General features: G+C 66.0%; 21 protein-coding genes. 11 read left to right on the forward strand and 10 right to left on the reverse strand.

Annotation, left to right across the window (positions count from 1 at the left end; genetic code table 11):
- Positions 1–19: 19 nt before the first annotated feature.
- The gene (locus BCM27_RS25180; protein ID WP_004020988.1) at positions 20–1,015 is read left to right on the forward strand and encodes a glycosyltransferase family 2 protein; all 996 of its coding nucleotides are present in this window, start codon (positions 20–22) and stop codon (positions 1,013–1,015) included.
- A complete protein-coding gene (locus BCM27_RS25185; RefSeq protein ID WP_004020987.1) occupies positions 1,012–2,298 on the forward strand; it encodes a polysaccharide biosynthesis protein in 1,287 nt (428 codons plus the stop codon). The genes BCM27_RS25180 and BCM27_RS25185 overlap by 4 nt, the downstream gene beginning before the upstream one ends.
- Here BCM27_RS25185 and BCM27_RS25190 read toward each other — a convergent pair.
- Positions 2,212–3,213 carry a sterol desaturase family protein gene (locus BCM27_RS25190; protein ID WP_004020986.1) on the reverse strand — a complete coding sequence of 334 codons (1,002 nt, stop codon included), beginning with the start codon at positions 3,211–3,213 and terminating at the stop codon, positions 2,212–2,214. The two genes, BCM27_RS25185 and BCM27_RS25190, sit on opposite strands and share 87 nt — an antisense overlap.
- Positions 3,214–3,317: 104 nt before the next feature.
- Between BCM27_RS25190 and BCM27_RS25195 the strand changes: the two genes are divergently transcribed.
- From BCM27_RS25195 to BCM27_RS25235, 9 genes are all read left to right on the forward strand, one after another.
- Positions 3,318–4,034 carry a TetR/AcrR family transcriptional regulator gene (locus BCM27_RS25195; RefSeq protein WP_004020985.1) on the forward strand — a complete coding sequence of 239 codons (717 nt, stop codon included), beginning with the start codon at positions 3,318–3,320 and terminating at the stop codon, positions 4,032–4,034.
- A 146-nt stretch (positions 4,035–4,180) separates the two neighbouring features.
- Complete coding sequence (locus BCM27_RS25200) at positions 4,181–5,038, forward strand: SH3-like domain-containing protein (RefSeq protein ID WP_004020984.1); 858 nt, start codon at positions 4,181–4,183, stop codon at positions 5,036–5,038.
- Positions 5,035–5,751, forward strand: a complete 717-nt coding sequence (scnC, locus tag BCM27_RS25205; RefSeq protein WP_004020983.1) for a thiocyanate hydrolase subunit gamma — start codon at positions 5,035–5,037, stop codon at positions 5,749–5,751. The genes BCM27_RS25200 and scnC overlap by 4 nt, the downstream gene beginning before the upstream one ends.
- Before the next feature lie 4 nt (positions 5,752–5,755).
- Complete coding sequence (locus BCM27_RS25210; RefSeq protein WP_004020982.1) at positions 5,756–6,124, forward strand: hypothetical protein; 369 nt, start codon at positions 5,756–5,758, stop codon at positions 6,122–6,124.
- Between the two features lie 97 nt (positions 6,125–6,221).
- A complete protein-coding gene (gene sigM / locus BCM27_RS25215) occupies positions 6,222–6,788 on the forward strand; it encodes an RNA polymerase sigma factor SigM (protein ID WP_004020981.1) in 567 nt (188 codons plus the stop codon).
- Positions 6,789–6,935: 147 nt separating this feature from the next.
- Positions 6,936–7,730, forward strand: coding sequence for an anti-sigma factor family protein (locus tag BCM27_RS25220; protein WP_004020980.1), 795 nt, complete (start codon positions 6,936–6,938; stop codon positions 7,728–7,730).
- Positions 7,731–7,872: 142 nt separating this feature from the next.
- A complete protein-coding gene (gene trxB / locus BCM27_RS25225) occupies positions 7,873–8,889 on the forward strand; it encodes a thioredoxin-disulfide reductase (protein ID WP_004020979.1) in 1,017 nt (338 codons plus the stop codon).
- Between the two features lie 59 nt (positions 8,890–8,948).
- Positions 8,949–9,287 (forward strand): thioredoxin, encoded by a 339-nt coding sequence (gene trxA / locus BCM27_RS25230; protein ID WP_004020978.1) that lies wholly within the window; start codon positions 8,949–8,951, stop codon positions 9,285–9,287.
- A gap of 270 nt (positions 9,288–9,557) precedes the next feature.
- The gene (locus tag BCM27_RS25235) at positions 9,558–10,736 is read left to right on the forward strand and encodes an N-acetylmuramoyl-L-alanine amidase (RefSeq protein ID WP_004020977.1); all 1,179 of its coding nucleotides are present in this window, start codon (positions 9,558–9,560) and stop codon (positions 10,734–10,736) included.
- Here BCM27_RS25235 and BCM27_RS25240 read toward each other — a convergent pair.
- From BCM27_RS25240 to rpmH, 9 genes are all read right to left on the reverse strand, one after another.
- Positions 10,681–11,520 carry a hypothetical protein gene (locus BCM27_RS25240; protein ID WP_004020976.1) on the reverse strand — a complete coding sequence of 280 codons (840 nt, stop codon included), beginning with the start codon at positions 11,518–11,520 and terminating at the stop codon, positions 10,681–10,683. The genes BCM27_RS25235 and BCM27_RS25240 overlap by 56 nt on opposite strands.
- Before the next feature lie 148 nt (positions 11,521–11,668).
- A complete protein-coding gene (locus BCM27_RS25245) occupies positions 11,669–12,739 on the reverse strand; it encodes a ParB/RepB/Spo0J family partition protein (RefSeq protein ID WP_004020975.1) in 1,071 nt (356 codons plus the stop codon).
- Positions 12,740–12,800: 61 nt separating this feature from the next.
- Positions 12,801–13,754 (reverse strand): ParA family protein, encoded by a 954-nt coding sequence (locus tag BCM27_RS25250; RefSeq protein ID WP_004020974.1) that lies wholly within the window; start codon positions 13,752–13,754, stop codon positions 12,801–12,803.
- Between the two features lie 169 nt (positions 13,755–13,923).
- On the reverse strand, positions 13,924–14,631 hold the full coding sequence (gene rsmG, locus BCM27_RS25255; protein WP_004020973.1) for a 16S rRNA (guanine(527)-N(7))-methyltransferase RsmG: 708 nt from the start codon (positions 14,629–14,631) through the stop codon (positions 13,924–13,926).
- A 745-nt stretch (positions 14,632–15,376) separates the two neighbouring features.
- Positions 15,377–16,054, reverse strand: a complete 678-nt coding sequence (locus BCM27_RS25260; protein ID WP_033204339.1) for a Jag family protein — start codon at positions 16,052–16,054, stop codon at positions 15,377–15,379.
- A 45-nt stretch (positions 16,055–16,099) separates the two neighbouring features.
- Positions 16,100–17,308 (reverse strand): membrane protein insertase YidC, encoded by a 1,209-nt coding sequence (gene yidC / locus BCM27_RS25265; protein ID WP_004020971.1) that lies wholly within the window; start codon positions 17,306–17,308, stop codon positions 16,100–16,102.
- Positions 17,309–17,335: 27 nt separating this feature from the next.
- On the reverse strand, positions 17,336–17,758 hold the full coding sequence (gene yidD / locus BCM27_RS25270; RefSeq protein WP_004020970.1) for a membrane protein insertion efficiency factor YidD: 423 nt from the start codon (positions 17,756–17,758) through the stop codon (positions 17,336–17,338).
- Between the two features lie 2 nt (positions 17,759–17,760).
- The gene (gene rnpA / locus BCM27_RS25275) at positions 17,761–18,186 is read right to left on the reverse strand and encodes a ribonuclease P protein component (RefSeq protein ID WP_033204224.1); all 426 of its coding nucleotides are present in this window, start codon (positions 18,184–18,186) and stop codon (positions 17,761–17,763) included.
- 46 nt (positions 18,187–18,232) lie between these two features.
- Complete coding sequence (gene rpmH, locus BCM27_RS25280; protein ID WP_004020968.1) at positions 18,233–18,376, reverse strand: 50S ribosomal protein L34; 144 nt, start codon at positions 18,374–18,376, stop codon at positions 18,233–18,235.
- Positions 18,377–18,872: the final 496 nt, after the last annotated feature.

The following is an 18,872-nucleotide window of genomic DNA, read 5'->3' on the forward strand; positions in this document are numbered from 1 at the left end:
CCGAGAAGGAAGGAGTCCCATGGAGGTTCATGAGCTCGACAGGATGTCGGTGGTGATCTGTGCGTACACCACCGACCGATGGGCCGCTCTGATGTCGTCGATCAACGCCGTCGAACGCCAACTCACCGTCGACGACGAACTCATCGTGGTGATCGATCACAACGACGAGCTGCTCGAGCTGGCGACTCGCGAGTTCGCCTCGTCCCTCAAACCTCTGATCTGGGTGGTGGCCAACGACGAACGGCGTGGTCTCTCCGGCGCCCGGAACTGCGGCATCCGTCTCGCATCCGGTCAGATCGTGGCGTTCGTCGACGACGACGCCACCGTAGAACCCCACTGGCGACAGCGACTCACTGAGCACTTCACCGATCCCGACCTCGCGGCGGTCGGCGGATACGCCGATCCCGTGTGGCCCGAGTCCCGGCCCAGATGGTTTCCCCCGGAGAGTGATTGGATCGTCGGGTGCAGCTACACGGGCTTGCCGACCACGTCGGCGCCGGTTCGCAATCTGATGGGATGCAACATGTCGTTCCGCCGCCGGTTGCTCGTCGAGGTCGGCGGATTCGACACCGACCTCGGCCGGATCGGCACCCATCCGGTGGGTTGCGAGGAAACCGAGCTGTGCATCCGCATCTCCCGTCATGACCCGGCTGCGAAGATCACCTTCGACCCCGACATCCGGGTACGTCACCACGTGAGCCCCGACCGGACCACCGTCCGGTACGTGCTGCGGCGCTCATTCGGAGAAGGCTTGTCGAAGCGACAGATCAGCAGGCTCGTCGGCTCTGGCGCTGCCACGAGGACGGAGCGTTCTTATCTGACCGTCACGGTGCCGTCGGCGATGATGCGGTACCTGCGCGACAGCCTGTCACCCGGTAGGCGCAACGCCGTACCCGGAGGACTCGGTCGTTGTGTCGCGCTGGGTGCATCGGTGCTTGCTGCGGGGATCGGTTACTCGTTCGCGACGGTGACCGAGATGCGCAACGGTCTCCGTGAACCGAGGTCGGACACATGAGCGTGGCGAGCAAGCCCGCGGTCCTCGGTTCCCGGGCGCTCACCCTGGACTCCGTTGCCGTGGTGGCGACCTTCTTCGTCACGGCCGGGGCCGGGATGCTCTTCTGGGTGGTTGCCGCACGAGTGATCCCGCCACACGAGCTCGGCATCCAGACCGCTCTCATCTCCCTCGTCACGGCGATCGGCACCGTGACCGCGTACGGCGTCGGAAGTGCCTTCAAGGCAATGCTGTCCACGCCCGATTGTCCCCGCGGTGCGCGTCTCGTCGAAGGCCTGAGCATAACCGTCGGTGCCGCTTGTGTTCTCGGCGTGATCGGTGGGCTGGTGGCGGATGATCTGGTCACCGATCGCGTGCAGAGCGTACTGCTGGTCTCCGTCGGATCCGTCGTCATGGCGCTGTTCGTCTCCAAGGACTCCGCACTGATAGGGCTGCACGCAACCCGATGGCTCCCGGTCGTCAACGTGATGTCGGTGTCCCTCAAGGTGGTCCTGGTCTGCGCCCTGGCGGGTGTCGTCTCCATCGCCGCGGTGTGGGCGACGATCGTGCCCGCCGCGCTCAGCGCCCTCGCGGTGTTCGTTCTCCTCGTGCCGCGAATTCTGCGCCGCCGCGAGACCCGCCCGGACCGGGACCGTGTCGCCGCGTCGGACAGCACGCGGTTGCGTACGTTCGCTCTCCGCGACGGCATCGCGAGCACGACATCCTTCGGACTCATTCTCGCCCTGCCGTTTCTCACGACGAGCGTCGCCGGGCCCGTCCCCGGTGCAACGCTTGCGTTGGCTCTCGCGGTGGCTCAGGTGCTCGACTTCGTCCCCGACGGTATCGGTGCGGCGCTCACCGCACATCTGGCCCGGGAGCCGATGGGACTCACCGGGCAGATCCGCAGGATCTGGACGATCTCGCAATGCCTCGTCGCCGCGGGCGCGGCATTGTTGGTGGCCGCGTCGCCGCTCATCGGGAAGATCTTCGGCGCGGCCTATTCGAGCCCTGAGTTCTCGGCCACGCTGTGCCTGCTCGCGATCGCCTCGGTTCTCCGCGTCCCGTACTCCATCTGGATGTCGGTGTTGCGAGCAGCGATGGACTCCAAGACGATCCTGCGGAGCAACGCTGCGGTGTTCGCCGTCACCTTCCCGATCACACTGGCACTGGCCGGGATCTGGGACAGCGCGGGCGCTGCCCTGGGTCTGGTGATCAGCTCGCTACTGCTGAGTGCGGTCGGCATCCGGGATCTGCGACGCCGATGGTTGACGACCGGGCAGACACTGGGCCGCAACGACATCGGGTGATCGACGCGGCGTCCATCCCGGAGGTCCGAAGACGTAGCCGAGGCGGGAGCGCCACGATGACGCCGCGCGGACGTCACGCGCGATCGCCGCGTACTCGTGCGTCTGCAGACGCACGATGTTGTAGGTGTCCACCGGCTTGGTCAGTCCGTAGCGGGGGCGTCGGACCTCCGGTGCGAATGTGCCGAACATCCGGTCCCACACGATGAAGACGCCACCGTAGTTGCGGTCGAGGTATTCGGGGTCGCATCCATGGTGCACGCGATGATGCGACGGTGTGTTGAATACGAATTCGAACGGCGCCCAGAGTCTTCCGATCCGCTCGGTGTGAATCCAGAACTGGTAGACCAGGTTCAGCGAGTAGGCGGCGAACACCAGCGCGGGCGGGACGCCGAGCAGGGGGAGCGGTATCCACATCACCACCGCGGCACTGATGTTCCATTTCTGCCGGAGTGCCGTGGCGAAATTGAAGTACTCGCTGGAGTGGTGGGCCTGGTGAGTCGCCCACACCAGGCGGACCCGATGCGAGACGCGATGGCTCCAGTAGAAGAGGAAGTCGACACCGATGAACGCGATCACCCACGTGTACCACTCGTCGGCGGGGAGTTGCCACGGCGCGACGTAGGCGAACAGCGCGCTGTACAGGAGTAGTCCCAGGAACTTCCAGAAGGTGCTGGTCGCGATCGACACCAGACCCATCGACACGCTGGAGCGCGCGTCCCGGGCGTCGTAGGCGCCCGGCGGTGCTTGCGCGGGACGCCCGGCGGGGTCCGAGTCGGCCGCTCCATCCGCGGTCAGCGCGTGTTCGTCGTGCTCCAGTTTGGCCGCGGCGAACCATTCGATGGCGAGCAGGGTGACGAAGAACGGGATCGCGAGCACGGTCGGCTCGCGCATCGGCTCCGGCAAGAACTCCAACACGGTGTACCCCTCAACGACATCATCTGACACGAAGCCGTGTCAGTTGGTTCTGACAAGGTATCGTGTCAGAAGCAGGGCTGTAAAGACCCCGGGAGGGAGATCGCGTGGCGTCCGTGCCGAAGCCGACCCCATCGACATCGGAGAATCCGCCCGGACGCCGCTATGGCGGTGTCGACCCGACGCAGCGCAGGGAACGACGCCGGGCCGCACTCATCACGGCCGGACTCGACGTGTTCGGCACCGACGGATACGCGAAGGTCTCGGTCAAGAGCATCTGCGACCAGGCCGGCCTGACGCAGCGTTACTTCTACGAGTCGTTCGCCGACCGCGCCGCACTGCTCGTCGCCGTGTACGACGACTGTGTGGCCTTCGTCCGTGCGGCGACCGTGCAGGCCGCCGCCGACATCGCCGAGGCCGACCCCGAACGGTTGGAGGCCGCCGAAGGTGTTGCCGCCGATCGTGTTCCGGACGTCACTCGTGCCGCCCTGGGCGCCTTCATGTCCTGCCTCGCCGACGATCCCCGACGCGCACGGGTGATGCTCGTCGAAGTGGTCGGTGTGTCCCCGGAGATCGAGCGGGTCCGGATGCGCGCGATCCACGACTGGGCGGCACTCATCCTGGCGCTGGCCCGCGGCGCGCGACCGCCGACGGACCGCGAGCGCCTGGCGTCGGTGGGCCTCGTCGGAGCGGTCACCCAGCTGCTCGTCGACTGGTACGTCGCCGGCGCGGAGGACGCCGACACGGAGCGGTACGCGCTCGACGAGATCCTCGACGTGTGCGTCGAGCTCTTCGTCGCCGCCTACGGCCGACTCCTGACCTGACCCTTCGCGGCTCGCTTCGCCCAGTACTCCTGAGCTGAGGAGGGTCAGCGAGCCGTTGGCGAAAACGCTCCGAGAACCGGTTGCCGGGGAGTACATTCTCGTGCAACTGCGCTACAACCGTCGGACGTGGGTCCGGGAGGTGTTCGGTGAGCACTGCCGAAGAACGTGCGAGACAGCTCGACCTTGTTGCGCGACTTCACTCCTCGTATCCCGAGCTGCCGGACGCGCCGACACCCGATCTCCTCGATCACAGCCGGTTCGTCGCCTACATGAAGCCGGTGCATGACGTCGGCGGCGAACCCGACGCTCCGATCACCTACGAGGGCAAGGCGTACGAGGAGTGGGAGCACATGACGTACGTCATGTGCGAAGTCCTCGCCTGGCGCGGGATCTGGCTGTCCGAGGAGCGTCGTCGGATCGGCAACGTCGATGTGGGGCGTGCGATCTACCTCGGTATTCCGTACTACGGGCGCTGGTTGCTCGCCGTCGCCAGGATTCTCGTCGAGAAGCACCACATCGCACTCGGTGAGCTCAGCGAGCGCATGCTTGACGTCCGGCAACGATACGCCGGGGGACTGGACGGTCGGCGCCTCGAGGCCCGACCCCGCGGCGTCGGAGACGGATCCGACGTTCCGCGGAACACCCATCATCGTCACGCGGTCGGGGTCGGCGACCCGCAGATCTACGCCGGCCGGGCCGGCGACGCCGCATTCCGGATCGGCGACCGCGTCCGAGTGCGCGAACTCCCCGTCCTGTTGTACACGCGAACACCGGAATACGTTCGAGGAGCAGTCGGCGAGATCGCCGCCGTCGCATACGAGAGCCCGGCGCCCGAGGACGAGACCTGGGGTCTGTCCGATGCCCAGCCGGAATGGTTCTACGTGGTCCGGTTCACCATGGGCGACCTCTGGCACGGCTACACCGGACCCGCAGACGACACCCTGCAGACCGAGATCCCCGAGCGCTGGCTCGCCTCGGCCGGGGGAGAGGACGAACGCCGATGAGCGACGGCCACGGCACGCACGACCACGACCACGACCGCACGGTCAAACCGATGGTCGACGAGATCACCGACTTCGAGGTGCTCGAGATCGCACTGCGCGAACTGTGCATCGAGAAGGGTCTTTTCACCGCCGAGGAACACCGCCGCTTCACCGAGTTCGCGGAGCAGATCGGGCCGACCCCCGCCGCCACACTGGTCGCGCGAGCCTGGCTCGACCGGGATTTCGCGAAGCTGGCGCTCGACGATCCCATGGCGGCCAGTAAGGAGGTCGGCGTCGATTGGCTGGAGCCGACCGGGTTCGGAACCCCGAGCGACTTCACGGCTTTCGAGATCCTCGCCGACACACCCACGGTGCACCACGTGATCGTGTGCGCGCTGTGCTCGTGCTACCCACGTCCCATCCTGGGGAACTCCCCCGAGTGGTACCGCACCCCGAATTACCGTCGTCGCATGGTGCGGTGGCCCCGACAAGTCCTGTCCGAGTTCGGCCTTCAGCTCCCCGACGGCGTCTCGGTACGCGTGCAGGACTCCAATCAGAAGCATCGGTTCATGGTGATGCCGCAACGCCCCGAGGGTACCGACGGGTGGACCGAGCAGCAGTTGTCGGAGATCATCACCCGCGACTGCCTCATCGGCGTCGCGCTGCCCAAGCCGGGTGTCACCACCAATGCCGTCTCCACCATCCGGCCGGCCGTCCACCCGGCGGGGGAGTAGGCCGATGACCGACGAGGGGCACTCCGGGTCCCACCGGCCGCTCGACGAGATCGTCGAGCGCAACCAGGTGTGGCACCGGATGGCGGCGAAATACGGTGTCGAGAACCCGGTTCCACCGTGGAAGACCAGCCTCGACGGGCTCTGCGACGCCCTCGACCGGGTCGCCGACTCCTCGTCCACCCGCGCGGATGCTCCCGGCGTCGTCGAACGACGGGACGAGGAGGACCGGTTGTCGTCGACGATCTACGCCGAGCTGCCGTACCCCGAGAACCAGCTCGTGGCACTGGCGCACACCCTGCTGGACCGCGGTGTCATCGACGAGGGGGAGTTGCGGACCCAGATGGACGCGGTGCGCGCACGCCTGCAGTCCTGACCCGTCCCGCCTGAGGAGTAATCCACTTCGCTCCGGCAGCTGTGCACAGACGTCGCTTCATCGGATGACCCGGTCCGGGCTCCATTACTCTCAGCCCATGCCCGGGGGGAACGACGCGATCGACACGCGTACCGACGAGCAACTCCTGCACGCCCACCTCGCCGGTGATCCACACGCGTTCACCGACCTGATCAACCGCCACCTCGAGTACCTGTGGTCGGTGGCGTTGCGGGCCAGCCAGAATCCGGAGGACGCCGCCGACGCCCTGCAAGATGCCCTGTTCGCCGCTCACCGGACCGCGCAGGACTTCCGGTCCGACGCCAAGGTCACCAGCTGGCTGCATCGGATCGTCGTGAACGCCGGTCTGGATCGCATCCGGCGCAACAAGGTTCGCAGGACGGTGCCCCTGCCGGAGTGGGATGTCACGGCGATCGCCGACACCGCCGACGAGCTCGCCGCCGTCGACCTGTCGGTCTCGATCGGGCGCGCCCTCGACGTCCTCACCGATGGACAGCGAGCGGCCATCGTCGCGGTCGACATCGAGGGATACACGGTCGCGGAGGCGGCGACGATCCTCGGCGTCGCCGAGGGCACGATCAAGAGCCGATGCGCCCGCGGGCGCCTCAAGCTCGCGCAGGTGCTCGGCCATCTGCGTGACGGGTGAACGGAGCCCGCGGGGTGGCGCCGACCCGTTCCCGGCCGATCGCGATCAACGGGAACCGAATCGCAGCGGGGCGCGTCCAAGTATCCGACGCCGACCCGACGCGAACTCCACGAACGCCCGCGACCCCGGAAATGGAAGACTGACACCATGACCCCTCGGGGACCAGATGACCACGAGACGAGTGATCTACCCGATCCGCCGTACTCGGCAGACCTTCTCGCCGACTTGCACGCAGGTGCGCTGCCCGACCCGGTGGCTGCCCACATCCGGGCTCATCTTGCGGAAGATCCTGCAGCGCAGTCGATTCTGGACGCGCTGGATCGCACCGTCGGCGATCTGCGCTCCGCGGAAGCGGCGCGGGAACCCGTACCCGCCCGTGTGCGCGACGACGTTGCCGCCACTCTCACCGCGCTGGGAGCGAATCCCGTCGAGCCCTCGATCCGACAGCCCGCGGGGTTCCGTACCGGGTCTCCGCCCGTGACATCTGCGCCCGTCGACATCACCACCGCACGCCGAGGGCGCCGCACGGCCACCCGGCTCCTGCTGGCCGCAGCCGCGGTCGTCGTCGTGGCGGCCGGGTCGATCGGGGTGTCGCGACTGATCTCCGCGTCCGACTCCTCTCCCGGGCCGGCACCTCGAGCCCAGTCGTCGGCCCCCGCCCCGACCGGGCCCGCCGATGCCGCGGTCGCACTCACCGTTCTCGGCCGGACCGACGGAGCACCATTCGGCTCTGTCGAGGCACTCCGTCGCTGCACCGCCGCCCACCTCGTGCCGGCGACTGTCGTGATCGTCGGCTCCGGCCGCATCGTCGTCGACGGCTCCGGCGCGGCGGCGATCCTTCTCTCCACCGGGGTGGCGGGACGTTTCGACGCACTGATCGTCGGCCTCGACTGCGACCTGGGGAACCCGTCGCTGATCTCGCGGGGCATCGTCGGCGGGTGACCGAGGCGTCCCCCGCCCGCCGGCGGCCGACGGGCCGGACGCGCGGCACGTCCGAGGGAACATCTCCGCATACCCTGGTGTTGAAGCAGCCGTGACCCGCCGGGATGGGCGGGTCTCGCTAAACCCACAGCACGGAGGACAAGTGAGCCAGCCAGAGACCCAGCAGATCCACGAGTTGATCATCATCGGATCTGGTCCTGCCGGGTACACCGCAGCGATCTACGCCGCGCGCGCCGAGCTATCACCCATCGTCTTCGAGGGCACCCAGTTCGGCGGCGCTCTGATGACGACCACCGAGGTCGAGAACTTCCCCGGTTTCCAGACCGGTATCCAGGGTCCCGCGTTGATGGACGAGATGCGTGAGCAGGCGATCCGTTTCGGCGCCGACCTGCGCATGGAGGACGTGGACGCGGTCCGGCTGTCCGGCCGCGTCAAGGAGGTCGAGGTCGGCGGCGAGGTCTACCGGGCCCGCGCGATCATCCTCGCCATGGGTGCCGCGGCACGCTACCTCGGCGTCGAGGGCGAGCAGCAGCTCCTCGGGCGCGGAGTGTCGGCCTGTGCGACCTGTGACGGATTCTTCTTCAAGGACCAGGACATCGCCGTCATCGGCGGTGGCGACTCCGCGATGGAAGAGGCCACCTTCCTCACCAAGTTCGCACGCAGCGTCACGCTGGTCCACCGCCGCGACGAGTTCCGGGCGTCGAAGATCATGCTCGAGCGCGCCCGCGCCAACGACAAGATCCGATTCGTCACGAACGCCGCCGTGCACTCCGTCGTCGGCGACGGGTCGGTGTCGGGCCTGAAGGTCGAGGACACCCGGACCGGCGAGGTCAGCACTCTCGACGTGACCGGCATGTTCGTCGCGATCGGCCACGACCCGCGCAGCGAACTCGTCCGCGGGCAGGTCGACCTCGATCCCGAGGGCTACGTCCTGGTCCAGGGACGCACGACACTCACCTCGGTGCCCGGTGTGTTCGCGGCGGGTGACCTCGTCGACCACACGTACCGTCAGGCCATCACCGCCGCCGGTAGCGGCTGTTCGGCCGCCATCGACGCCGAGCGCTGGCTGGCCGAGCAGGGCGAAGCCGCCGACCTCACCGTCGATGACGCCGAAGCTGCCACCGTTTCCGAGATCGACGCTGTTCAGGCACCTGCCTGAGCCGTCAACCACATTCACCCGGGCCATCGCGGCCCCGGTCCGACCAAGGAGGTCACATCATGGGCGCACACACCGTCGCCGTCACCGACACCACGTTCAAGGACGCCGTTCTGGGCGCCGACAAGCCGGTCCTGGTGGACTTCTGGGCCACCTGGTGCGGTCCCTGCCGCATGGTCGCCCCGGTCCTCGAGGAGATCGCACGCGACCATGGCGACAAGCTGACCGTCGCCAAGCTCGACGTCGACGAGAGCCCGGCGACCGCGCGTGATTTCCAGATCATGTCGATCCCGACCATGATCCTGTTCGACAAGGGTCAGCCGGTGAAGACGATCGTCGGCGCCAAGGGCAAGGCCGCGCTGCTGCGCGAGCTGAACTCGGTCGTCGGCCAGTCAGCCTGACCACCTGCTGTTTTCCTCATATCGTCGCGACAGTCCGACGGGTGAACGACGCTGCCGTTCCACCCGCGGACTGTTTGCGTTGGTAGTGTCGGCCGTGGTCTCGACCGGAGACCCCTGTGCCCGGAGTCGGAATGTTTCGACCGTGGACAGTTTGGTGTAGTGAAGTCCACCTGCGAGAATGCAGGCTGACGTTTGACCGATGTACCGCTTGGCGTACATCGCACATCGCGCAGAGCCGCACCTGCCGCGATTCGTACGAGGGGTGACGACATGCCATTGTTCCGACTTGGTGATCACGGCTCGGCGGTGGCCGAGATCCGCGCCATCTTGGTCGGACGCGGTCTGTTGCCCGACGACGGGTCCACGAGCCCCGCCCACGGTGGAACGACGAACGGCTGGAATCCTCCTGAGGCCGTCTTCGATGAAGCCTGCGACCGGGCTGTCCGGGCGTTCCAGCAGGAGCGGGGTCTGATCGTCGACGGCATCGTCGGTCCGGCCACCTATCGAGTCCTGCGCGAAGCGTCCTACCGTCTCGGAGCCCGGGTGCTGTCGTACCAGCTGTCGGCTCCCATGGTCGGCGACGACGTCGCCACGCTGCAGAGTCGGCTGCAGAATCTCGGCTATTTCACCTCGCTCGTCGACGGCGTGTTCGGCCTGACGACGCACAACGCCGTGTGCCTCTATCAGAGCGAGTACGGCCTCGCCTCCGACGGGATCTGCGGCCCGGCCACGCTGCGGTCGCTCGAGCGCCTCGGTACACGGGTGACCGGCGGGTCTCCGTATGCGATCCGTGAAGAAGAGCACGTCCGACGATCGGGACCGCAGCTGTCCGGCAAGCGAATCCTCATCGATCCCGGAACAGGCGGACTTCACGCACTGTCGACGGGTGATGTCGCCCACCGCGAGTCCGAACTGCTGTGGGACCTGAGTGCCCGCCTCGAGGGCCGGATGGCGGCCGCGGGCATGCAGACTTTCCTGTCGCACGACGGGCGTGGACGCCCCGGCGACGACGAGCGCGCCCGAGTCGCCAATCTGATGGACGCCGATCTGATGATCTCGCTGCGATGCGGTCACTACCGGAATACGCGCGCGAACGGCGTCGCGTCGTTCTACTTCGGCAACAGCAACTCGTACTCGACGATCGGTCGCAACCTCGCCGGCTTCATCCAGCGTGAGATCGCAGCGCGGACCCCGTTGTCGGACTGCCGAACCCACGAGCGCACCTGGGATCTCCTCCGGCTCACGAAGATGCCGGTGGCCCTCATCGACGTCGGATACATCACGAACCCCGATGACGCTGCAGTGCTTGCGGATTCAGACTGGCGGAACGTGATCGCCGATGCCATCGTGGTGGCCGTGAAACGGTTGTACCTGCTCGACCGGGACGATCGCCCTACCGGCACCTACACATTCGAGGATCTGCTGGCCGCGGAGAACAGCTCCCGCTGAACCGATGCGGCCCGGCTCCCACCGGGACCGCCGTCTGCTGCCGTCCGGCCAGATCGATCTGCGCCATCACCACCAGCTTCTGCAGCGCGCTCTCGACTTCGAACTTCCAGCCGAGGCCCTCGTCGAGTTCGAGTCGGAACCGTGGGAAACGCTGATGCGACGACACCACGTCGAATCCGGAGTCCTTCAGGAACGACGCGTCGTTCATGCAGGAAGTGCAGAGATCCGTTTGCGGATCGTCGAGGATCTCCCGCGCGACTTCGACAATGGCCTCATCTGACCACAGCTCGAGCTCGTCGGCCAGTCCGCCTGCACTGCCGACCGACTCGAACGGATCCACGCCGATCCCGTTCCGCACCAGACCGAATGACTCGACCGCTCGGACACCGCGACGGATGAGATCACCCAGCACCGCGTCCAGAAGGATCGTCGCCACCTCGTCATAACCGGGTTCGGTACGGATACTCGTGAGCAGCACCGCGTCGTGACTGACCGGCGAGGTGGGGAAGTGCTGCGACCGAGGAACACGATTGGGCGGCGCATAGAACGCCGTACCGACAACACTGTTCGTTCCGGACTCGATCGCGACCTGACCGCATGCACCCCACTCGAGGAGCAGACCCGAGATCCACGCCTCCTTGTCGAACTCGCTCTCGTAGGGCTCGAAGTCAGGGAGGCCGGTTGTCTCGGTCGCCGGCTCGACTTCCCAGAAGACGCATTTGCGCGTGTGCTGGGGGAGCGATCCGAAAAATCCGAGATCCAATCGGCTGACAGACACACTCATGTCAGCGCACTCCGCGTCACAGCGCTCGATTGATCGAAAATGACTGAGCAACAAGCCCTTTCGCGATGAATGCGCCCGTCGGCTTCCTCTATCGTCACTGTGACATTACTTCCGCGTCTAGGTGGTACCGGAAATCCCGCGCCAGAATTCACTTCTTCGGATCGATGAACTGAACGATGCGTTCCAGGTCGTCGACCGAGCCGAACTCCACCACGATCTTGCCTTTTCTTTTCCCTAGACTGACTGTAACCCTGGTGTCCAGGCTGTCGGACAGCCTCTCCGCGAGATCCTGTAGGCCCGGCATCTGCATCGGTCGGCGCTTCGGTGCGGTGGGAGCTTTCGCGTCCGGCCCGTCTCCTCGATTGGCGAGTGTGACCGCCTCCTCCGTCGCCCTCACCGACAGACCTTCGGCAACGATCCGCGCAGCGAGCGCCTCCTGCGCGTCGCTTCCGGTCTCGAGGGAGAGGAGAGCGCGAGCATGGCCGGCCGACAGCACCCCGGCCGCCACTCGGCGTTGGACGGGGATCGGCAATTTGAGTAGCCGGATCATGTTGCTGATCAGCGGGCGAGAGCGGCCGAGGCGGGAGGCTAGTTCCTCGTGCGTGACCCCGAACTCCTCGAGAAGCTGTTGGTAGGCCGCGGCTTCTTCGAGGGGGTTGAGTTGCGCGCGATGGATGTTCTCGAGCAATGCGTCCCGCAGCATGTCGCCGTCGGGTGTCTCCCGGACAATCGCGGGGATTGCGTCGAGTCCCGCCTCCTGGCTGGCCCGCCAGCGACGCTCACCCATGACGATCTGGTACGCGATCCCGTCCGCAGTGGGCTCCTTGAGGCGCCTCACCACGATGGGTTGCATGAGGCCGAACTCGCGGATCGAGTGCACCAGTTCGGCCATCGCCTCGTCGTCGAAGACAGTACGCGGCTGATTGGGATTCGGCTGGATTTCTTTCGGAGGCAGTTCGCGATACACCGCGCCCGCCTCTTCCGGACTGAGGGGTTGCGTTGCCGCACCCGTCGACGTGGCGGTTGTCGAGTCTTTGTCATTGCCACCGGCGGTGGTATCACGACCGGCAGTCGTCGGGCCCTTACCGATCACGACGTCGGCCGCGGCGTTACCGAGACGGGGCGCGCCCGACTGATCGTCGGCCGGTCCGGTCGGAATCAGTGCGGCCAGCCCACGACCGAGTCCGCCCCGGCGCTGAGCGGTATCCCGTTGACTCATTGGTGGTTCCCTTCGCGGTCCTGGTGCCCGATCAGCGCTTCACGTGAATCGTGGATACACATCACGCCGGCGCCCCCTCGGACGCACGTAGTGCCAACTCGCGCGCGGCGTCCAGATAGCTCATCGCCCCTCGGGAGCCCGGGTCGTATTCGATGATCGTCATCCCATATCCGGGCGCCTCCGACACCTTGACGCTGCGGGGGATGATCGTACTCAGCACCTTGTCGCCGAAGTGTCGACGTACTTCCTCCGCGACCTGGTCCGCCAGCTTGGTCCGGCCGTCGTACATCGTCAGCACGATCGTGGAGACGTGGAGGTCGCGGTTCAGGTGTGCTTGCACGAGTTCGATATTGCGCAGCAGCTGTCCCACGCCTTCGAGTGCGTAGTACTCGCACTGGATCGGGATGAGAACCTCACGAGCCGCAACCATCGCGTTCACGGTCAGCAGGCCCAGCGATGGGGGACAGTCGATGAAGACGTAATCGATCTGGTACTCCGCGAGAACATCGTCGGACAGCGCGTTGCGGAGCCTGTTCTCCCGCGCAACGAGCGAAACGAGTTCGATCTCGGCGCCGGCCAGATCTAGGGTGGCCGGGACGCAGAACAGACCTTGCTGACTCGGCGACTCCTGAATCGCTTCCTTCAGCGTCACCTCACCGAGCAACAGTTCGTACACCGAGGCGATGTCCTGCGCTCGATGATCGATACCCAGCGCCGTGCTGGCATTTCCCTGCGGGTCGAGGTCGACCACCAGAACCCGAAGACCCCGCAGCGCGAGACCCGCCGCCAGGTTCACCGTCGTGGTGGTTTTTCCGACGCCGCCCTTCTGGTTGGCAACCGTCATGATCCGCGTGTGCGGAGGTCTCGGCAGCTGGCCGGCTCCCCCCGGAGTCAAGACCTGGCTCGCGCGTTCGGCGGCCATGGCGATGGGGGTGTCGGCGAATGGCTGACCATCCACTCCAGGGCGCGCCCCGACCGGGGTTTCACGTGAAACATTCGGGTCTTGATCGACCACGCGTGGACTCCTTTGACCGACCTCGTAAGGACTCGCGCCAGTACCGTCGACGGCAGGGGCCGTCGATCCGACTACCGCGGAAGCGTCGATAGCGGCACCTTCGGGGGTGCCGACAGAACGCTTCCTATTCTGCGCCCTCCGCGGACTCCACACCAATTCGATCGCCTCCTCAACGTCGTCCGGCGCGACCGCTTCGCGACCGCTCACTCTTCGTTCCCGTGATCACCGTCGTCGGTGTGTCGAGGAACCGCTCACCGCATGTGCGAACCGACAGGTCGGTGATTCCAGAGCGCCCGACAACCGAGCGATCGCGCTCGATCTCCTCGGCCGCTGACGACCCCTTGATCGCGATCATCCGGCCGCCCGGACGTACCAGGGGAGCGGACCACTTCGACAGTCGTTCCAATGGAGCGACCGCCCTCGACGTCACCACATCCGCGAGACCGACCGTTCCGCGAACAGACTTCTCCTCGGCTCGTCCGCGAACGACGGTCACGTTGTCGAGCGAGAGCGCCTCGGTCGTCCGCTCCAAGAAGGTGCTGCGTCGGAGTAGGGGTTCGATCAACGTGATCGACAGGTCGGGACGCGCAATCGCCAGCGGCACTCCAGGGAGCCCGGCACCGCTCCCGATGTCGATGACGCTCGCACGCTCCGAGATCAGTTCGCCGAGTACTCCACAATTGAGAATGTGGCGATCCCACAACCGAGGGATCTCACGCGGACCCATCAAGCCGTGATCGATTCCGTCGGTCGCAAGGATTCGCCAGTAGTCGGCGGCCAGGTTCAGCCGATCGCCGAAGACGTCTACGGCAGCGGCCGGCGGAACCGCCAACGCATCGAGATCTTGATCGTGCTCGGGTAGTGCGTCAGACGGCACTTCGCCTCCGTTTCAGATGGTCCTTCGCACCCAGTGTTTCACGTGAAACCTCGGCGCGGTCCCGTCGGTGCATATCGCGCCGCCGCACGTCGTTTCACGTGAAACAACATCGATGTGATTCAGCGAAAAGCAGCCTGTCAGGTGTCCGAGAACGAATTGTCACGTGACGGACCAAGACGACCCGCCGAAGTCCGCCCACGGAGCCTGACAGCGAACGGAACAGGCGACGGAGCGTGAGGGGCCCGACTGTCCACACCCACGAACCGCTGGTTGCACGACCGGAGGGTTCCACAACGAGAGTGTTCCACGACGAGAGTCGGACAATCCCAACTACTGCGCCCACGCTGAGGTCGAACAACTACGGCACCCGGCAGGCTCTGCGGCCCCAACGTTCCGGCACCGTCCGTCTCCTTTGCGCCACACCTCGCCACGACCCGATCGCACTGTCGAACCGGTCTGCCACACCGGTCCCTCACGCCGCCGTACCGACCAGCCATCACCAGACGAGGAGGTGACCCGTTACCTCTGCGACAAGCCGACGCGAATGATCACGGCAACCGGGTTGATGGTGCTCGGTATTACGGACCGGCCCTGTTTCACGTGAAACAACACGCATGTAAGTAACGCACCTGGCCCCTTTCGACGGCTGGTGGACTCACGCCGGCAACGAGACAGCACCCAGAAATAGATCAGGCCCCGACCGTCGGTCGGGGCCTGATCTCCTCCGTGGGGGAGGGGAGTTCTACTACGAGGGAAGGACAACCACGCGGCGCTTGGGCTCCGCGCCCTCGCTCTCGCTCACGACGCCGTCGACCACTGCCACCGCGTCGTGCACGATCTTCCGCTCGAACGGTGTCATCGGATCGAGAGCCTCACGCTCGCCCGACGACAGCACCCGCTCCGCAACTTCGCGACCCAGACGCGCCAGACGATCACGGCGATCCGAGCGCCACCGCGCGATGTCGAGCATCAGACGGCTTCGCTCACCTGTCGCCTGCTGGACCGCAAGGCGGGTCAGTTCCTGGAGTGCGTCGAGCACCTCACCCTTGCGACCCACGAGCTTTGTCAGATCGTCGCCACCGTCGATGCTGACGACCGCCCGGTCGCCATCGACATCGAGATCGATGTCGCCGTCGAAGTCGAGAACATCGAGCAACTGCTCCAGATAGTCGCCGGCGATCTCGCCTTCTTCGACGAGACGGTCCTCATCGTCCTCGTCCTCGTCGTCGGAGTCGTCGCCGTCGACGTCATCGGTCTCGTCAGACGCGTCATCGCCGGTGTCATCCGCGTCGGCGGCTTCACTCACCACGGCGGCCTCGGTGTCCGCAGCGTTCTGCGCGGCATCATCGACCTGATCCTCGGGCTGGGTCCCGGCCGTTGCCTCGGCGTCTGTACCGGCTTGAGTTGCAGTCTCTGCTGTCATCTCATTCACCTAACTTCTGTGCTTCATCGAACAAGTCTGGGGCGGTCACCGTTTGCCACCGCGTTTGTTGCCGCGTTTGGCCGTCGACCGGCTTCCGCGGTTGTGGTTCTGTTTCTTGCCCGGTGCGGCGCCTGCTCCGGGACGCGTGGGTTTCTGGCCGGGCTTGGGTTTGGCGCCGGCCGCGGTGTCCGGTGCGGCGGGCGTGGACTCGCCGGCCGGAGTGGCGTCGGTCTCCACCGCGTCGGCGTCGGGCTCGTCCGTGGACCCGTCCTTGGACAGCGAGACACCGGTCGAATCCGTGCCATTGCTGTTCGTGGCAGCGTTGCGCTTCTTCCGGTCGGGCCGCACACCCGGCTTCGGGGCGTTCGCCTTCAGCTTCTCCTGCTTGAGGAGCTTGGCCTCTTCCTCTTCCTTGGCGATGTTGCCGAAGACGATGTGCTGCTGGCCGTAGGTCCAGATGTTGTTGCTCATCCAGTAGAGGAGGATGGCGACCGGGAAGAACGGACCGGTGATGAGGATGCCGATCGGGAAGATGTACAGAGCGAGGTTGTTCATCATCCGCGTCTGCGGGTTCTCCAGCGCCGCCTCGGGCTGACGGGCAACCGAAGCTCGGGAGTTCATGTGCGTGGCGATAGACGCGATGATCATCATCGGCACGACGACGTACGCGATCTGCGGCCGGGTGAAGTCGATGGGGGAGCCCGGCTCGACGAACGCCTGGAACTCGGTGGCCGGCTCGACCAGATAGGACGACAGCGGAACCCCGAAGAGGCGGGCGTCGAGGAAGTTCTGCACCTGATCGGCGCTGAAGACGTAGTTGCCCTGCGAACGGGTCTCGGCGGCACTCATGCCGAGCTGGCCCATGCCGGTACCCATACGGTTGAACGAACGCAACACGTGGAACAGACCGATGAACACCGGGATCTGCAGCAGCATCGGCAGGCACCCGAGCATCGGGTTGAACCCGTGCTCCTTCTGCAGCTTCTGCATCTCCTCGGTCATCTTGACCCGATCCTTGGCGTACTTCTTACGAATCGCCTGGAGCTGCGGATTGATCTCCTGCATCTTCTTCGTGGTGCGGATCTGCTTCACGAAGGGCTTGTAGAGAATCGCGCGCAGGGTGAACACGAGGAACACCACCGACAGAGCCCACGCGATACCGTTGCCACCCGGGGTGTCGGGCGTGACATGGCTGAAGAGCCAATGCCAGACCCACATGATCCCGGAGACCGGGTAATAGATGAAGTCGAGCACGGGTCAGTTACCCCTCACTTGTTGTACTCACAGAGCATGCGTCTCGCCGGACGCCTGCTGATGGTTTCGAGGTCGGTGCGCTCCGGTCATTCCGCCCCACAGGTCGCGGCACAGTTCGCCGAAGCCGCGTTCGGGGACCGGGTCGTAACCGGGCTTGTGCCACGGCCCGCACTTGGCGAGTCGGACGATCGACAACACCGAGCCGTACAGAAAGCCGTGTCGGTCGAGCGCTTCGACCGCGTAGCCCGAGCAGGTGGGCTCGAACCGGCAGGACGGTAGGCGCATCGGGGACACCCAGGTGCGATACAGCTCGATGAGGAAGATGACGGTGCGGCGGGGGAGGAGACGCACCCCCCGCATGAGGCGCGCGCCGGCCGCGGCCGAGGACTGGGAACCCGGCGGCGTCTCGGCGTGGTGTTCAGACGACGTGGCGTCGGGGGTTCCGCTCATGGCTACGACCCCACCCTCTCGGCCGGGACCGCAGCCGCAGCGGACAGGCCCGCGACCCGCTTGCTCGCGAACGCGTCACGGAGCTGGTCGGCGAGATCATCGCTGGATCGGTCTGCGGCACTGCGGCGAGCCCGGATGACCACGTAGGTCTCCGGGGGAAGGAGATGTGATGCACCCGTGAACGCGGCACGCAGACGTCGTGCCACGAGATGGCGGGTCACCGCGTTGCCGACGGACTTGCTGACGACGAGCCCGAGCCAGGGGCCGCCGACCATCGCGACATCCCGACGCAGACCTCGCGGGTCCGGCCAGTTCCGACCGACCATCGCGAGATGCACGACGAAGTCACGACTGTTCACCCGCGCACCGGACTTCAAGGTGCGAGAGAAGTCGGATCCCCGTGAGATCCGATGAAGGGGCGCAGTCATCGAACAGCTGACCGGATCCGCGGACGGATCCGGTGAGAGCCGACGATCAGGCGGTGAGCTTCGCGCGGCCCTTGGAACGGCGGCCGCTGACGATGGCACGCCCGGCGCGGGTCCGCATGCGCAGACGGAAACCGTGCACGCGTGCGCGACGACGGTTGTTCGGCTGGAAAGTACGCTTGCCCTTGGCCACGGTGACTCCTTGTGCTCCCTGTGGGCACGCCGGTTACCCGGGCATGACCCACATGTTGTGGTTGGTCTGTTGATCCAGGACGGTGCCGAACTGGTGTCGGTGATGACTCGGCGAACACGAACGATCGCCGCGCAAATCCGCAACCTGGATGACCAGTCGAGACTACTGACACCGAGCGTTCAAATCAAACGACGGGATCGCCTCGGGGGTACCGCCCCCGACCAGTGTGTTCTGAACCACGATGGCAAGATTCTCAGCAGATTCGAGTCAAACGTCCCGATCGCTTTGTGGCCCCCGGTCACCTCTGTTACGTTCCTTCACAGCGTCGGCCACCCGCCCGCCGAGGAACACCCTCGGGGGCCTGGCTCAGACCGAAGTCCCCAGCTCGTCGTCACCTTTGTACACAGGTGTGGATAACCCTGTGGAAAGATGCGGTCTCCGGCGCCGATGTCACCAGTCTCGTCAACGCTGGTAGTTTTCCGGACCAGGAGGCCAG

The sequence above is a fragment of the Gordonia terrae genome (assembly GCF_001698225.1).
Taxonomy (GTDB): Bacteria; Actinomycetota; Actinomycetes; order Mycobacteriales; family Mycobacteriaceae; genus Gordonia; species Gordonia terrae.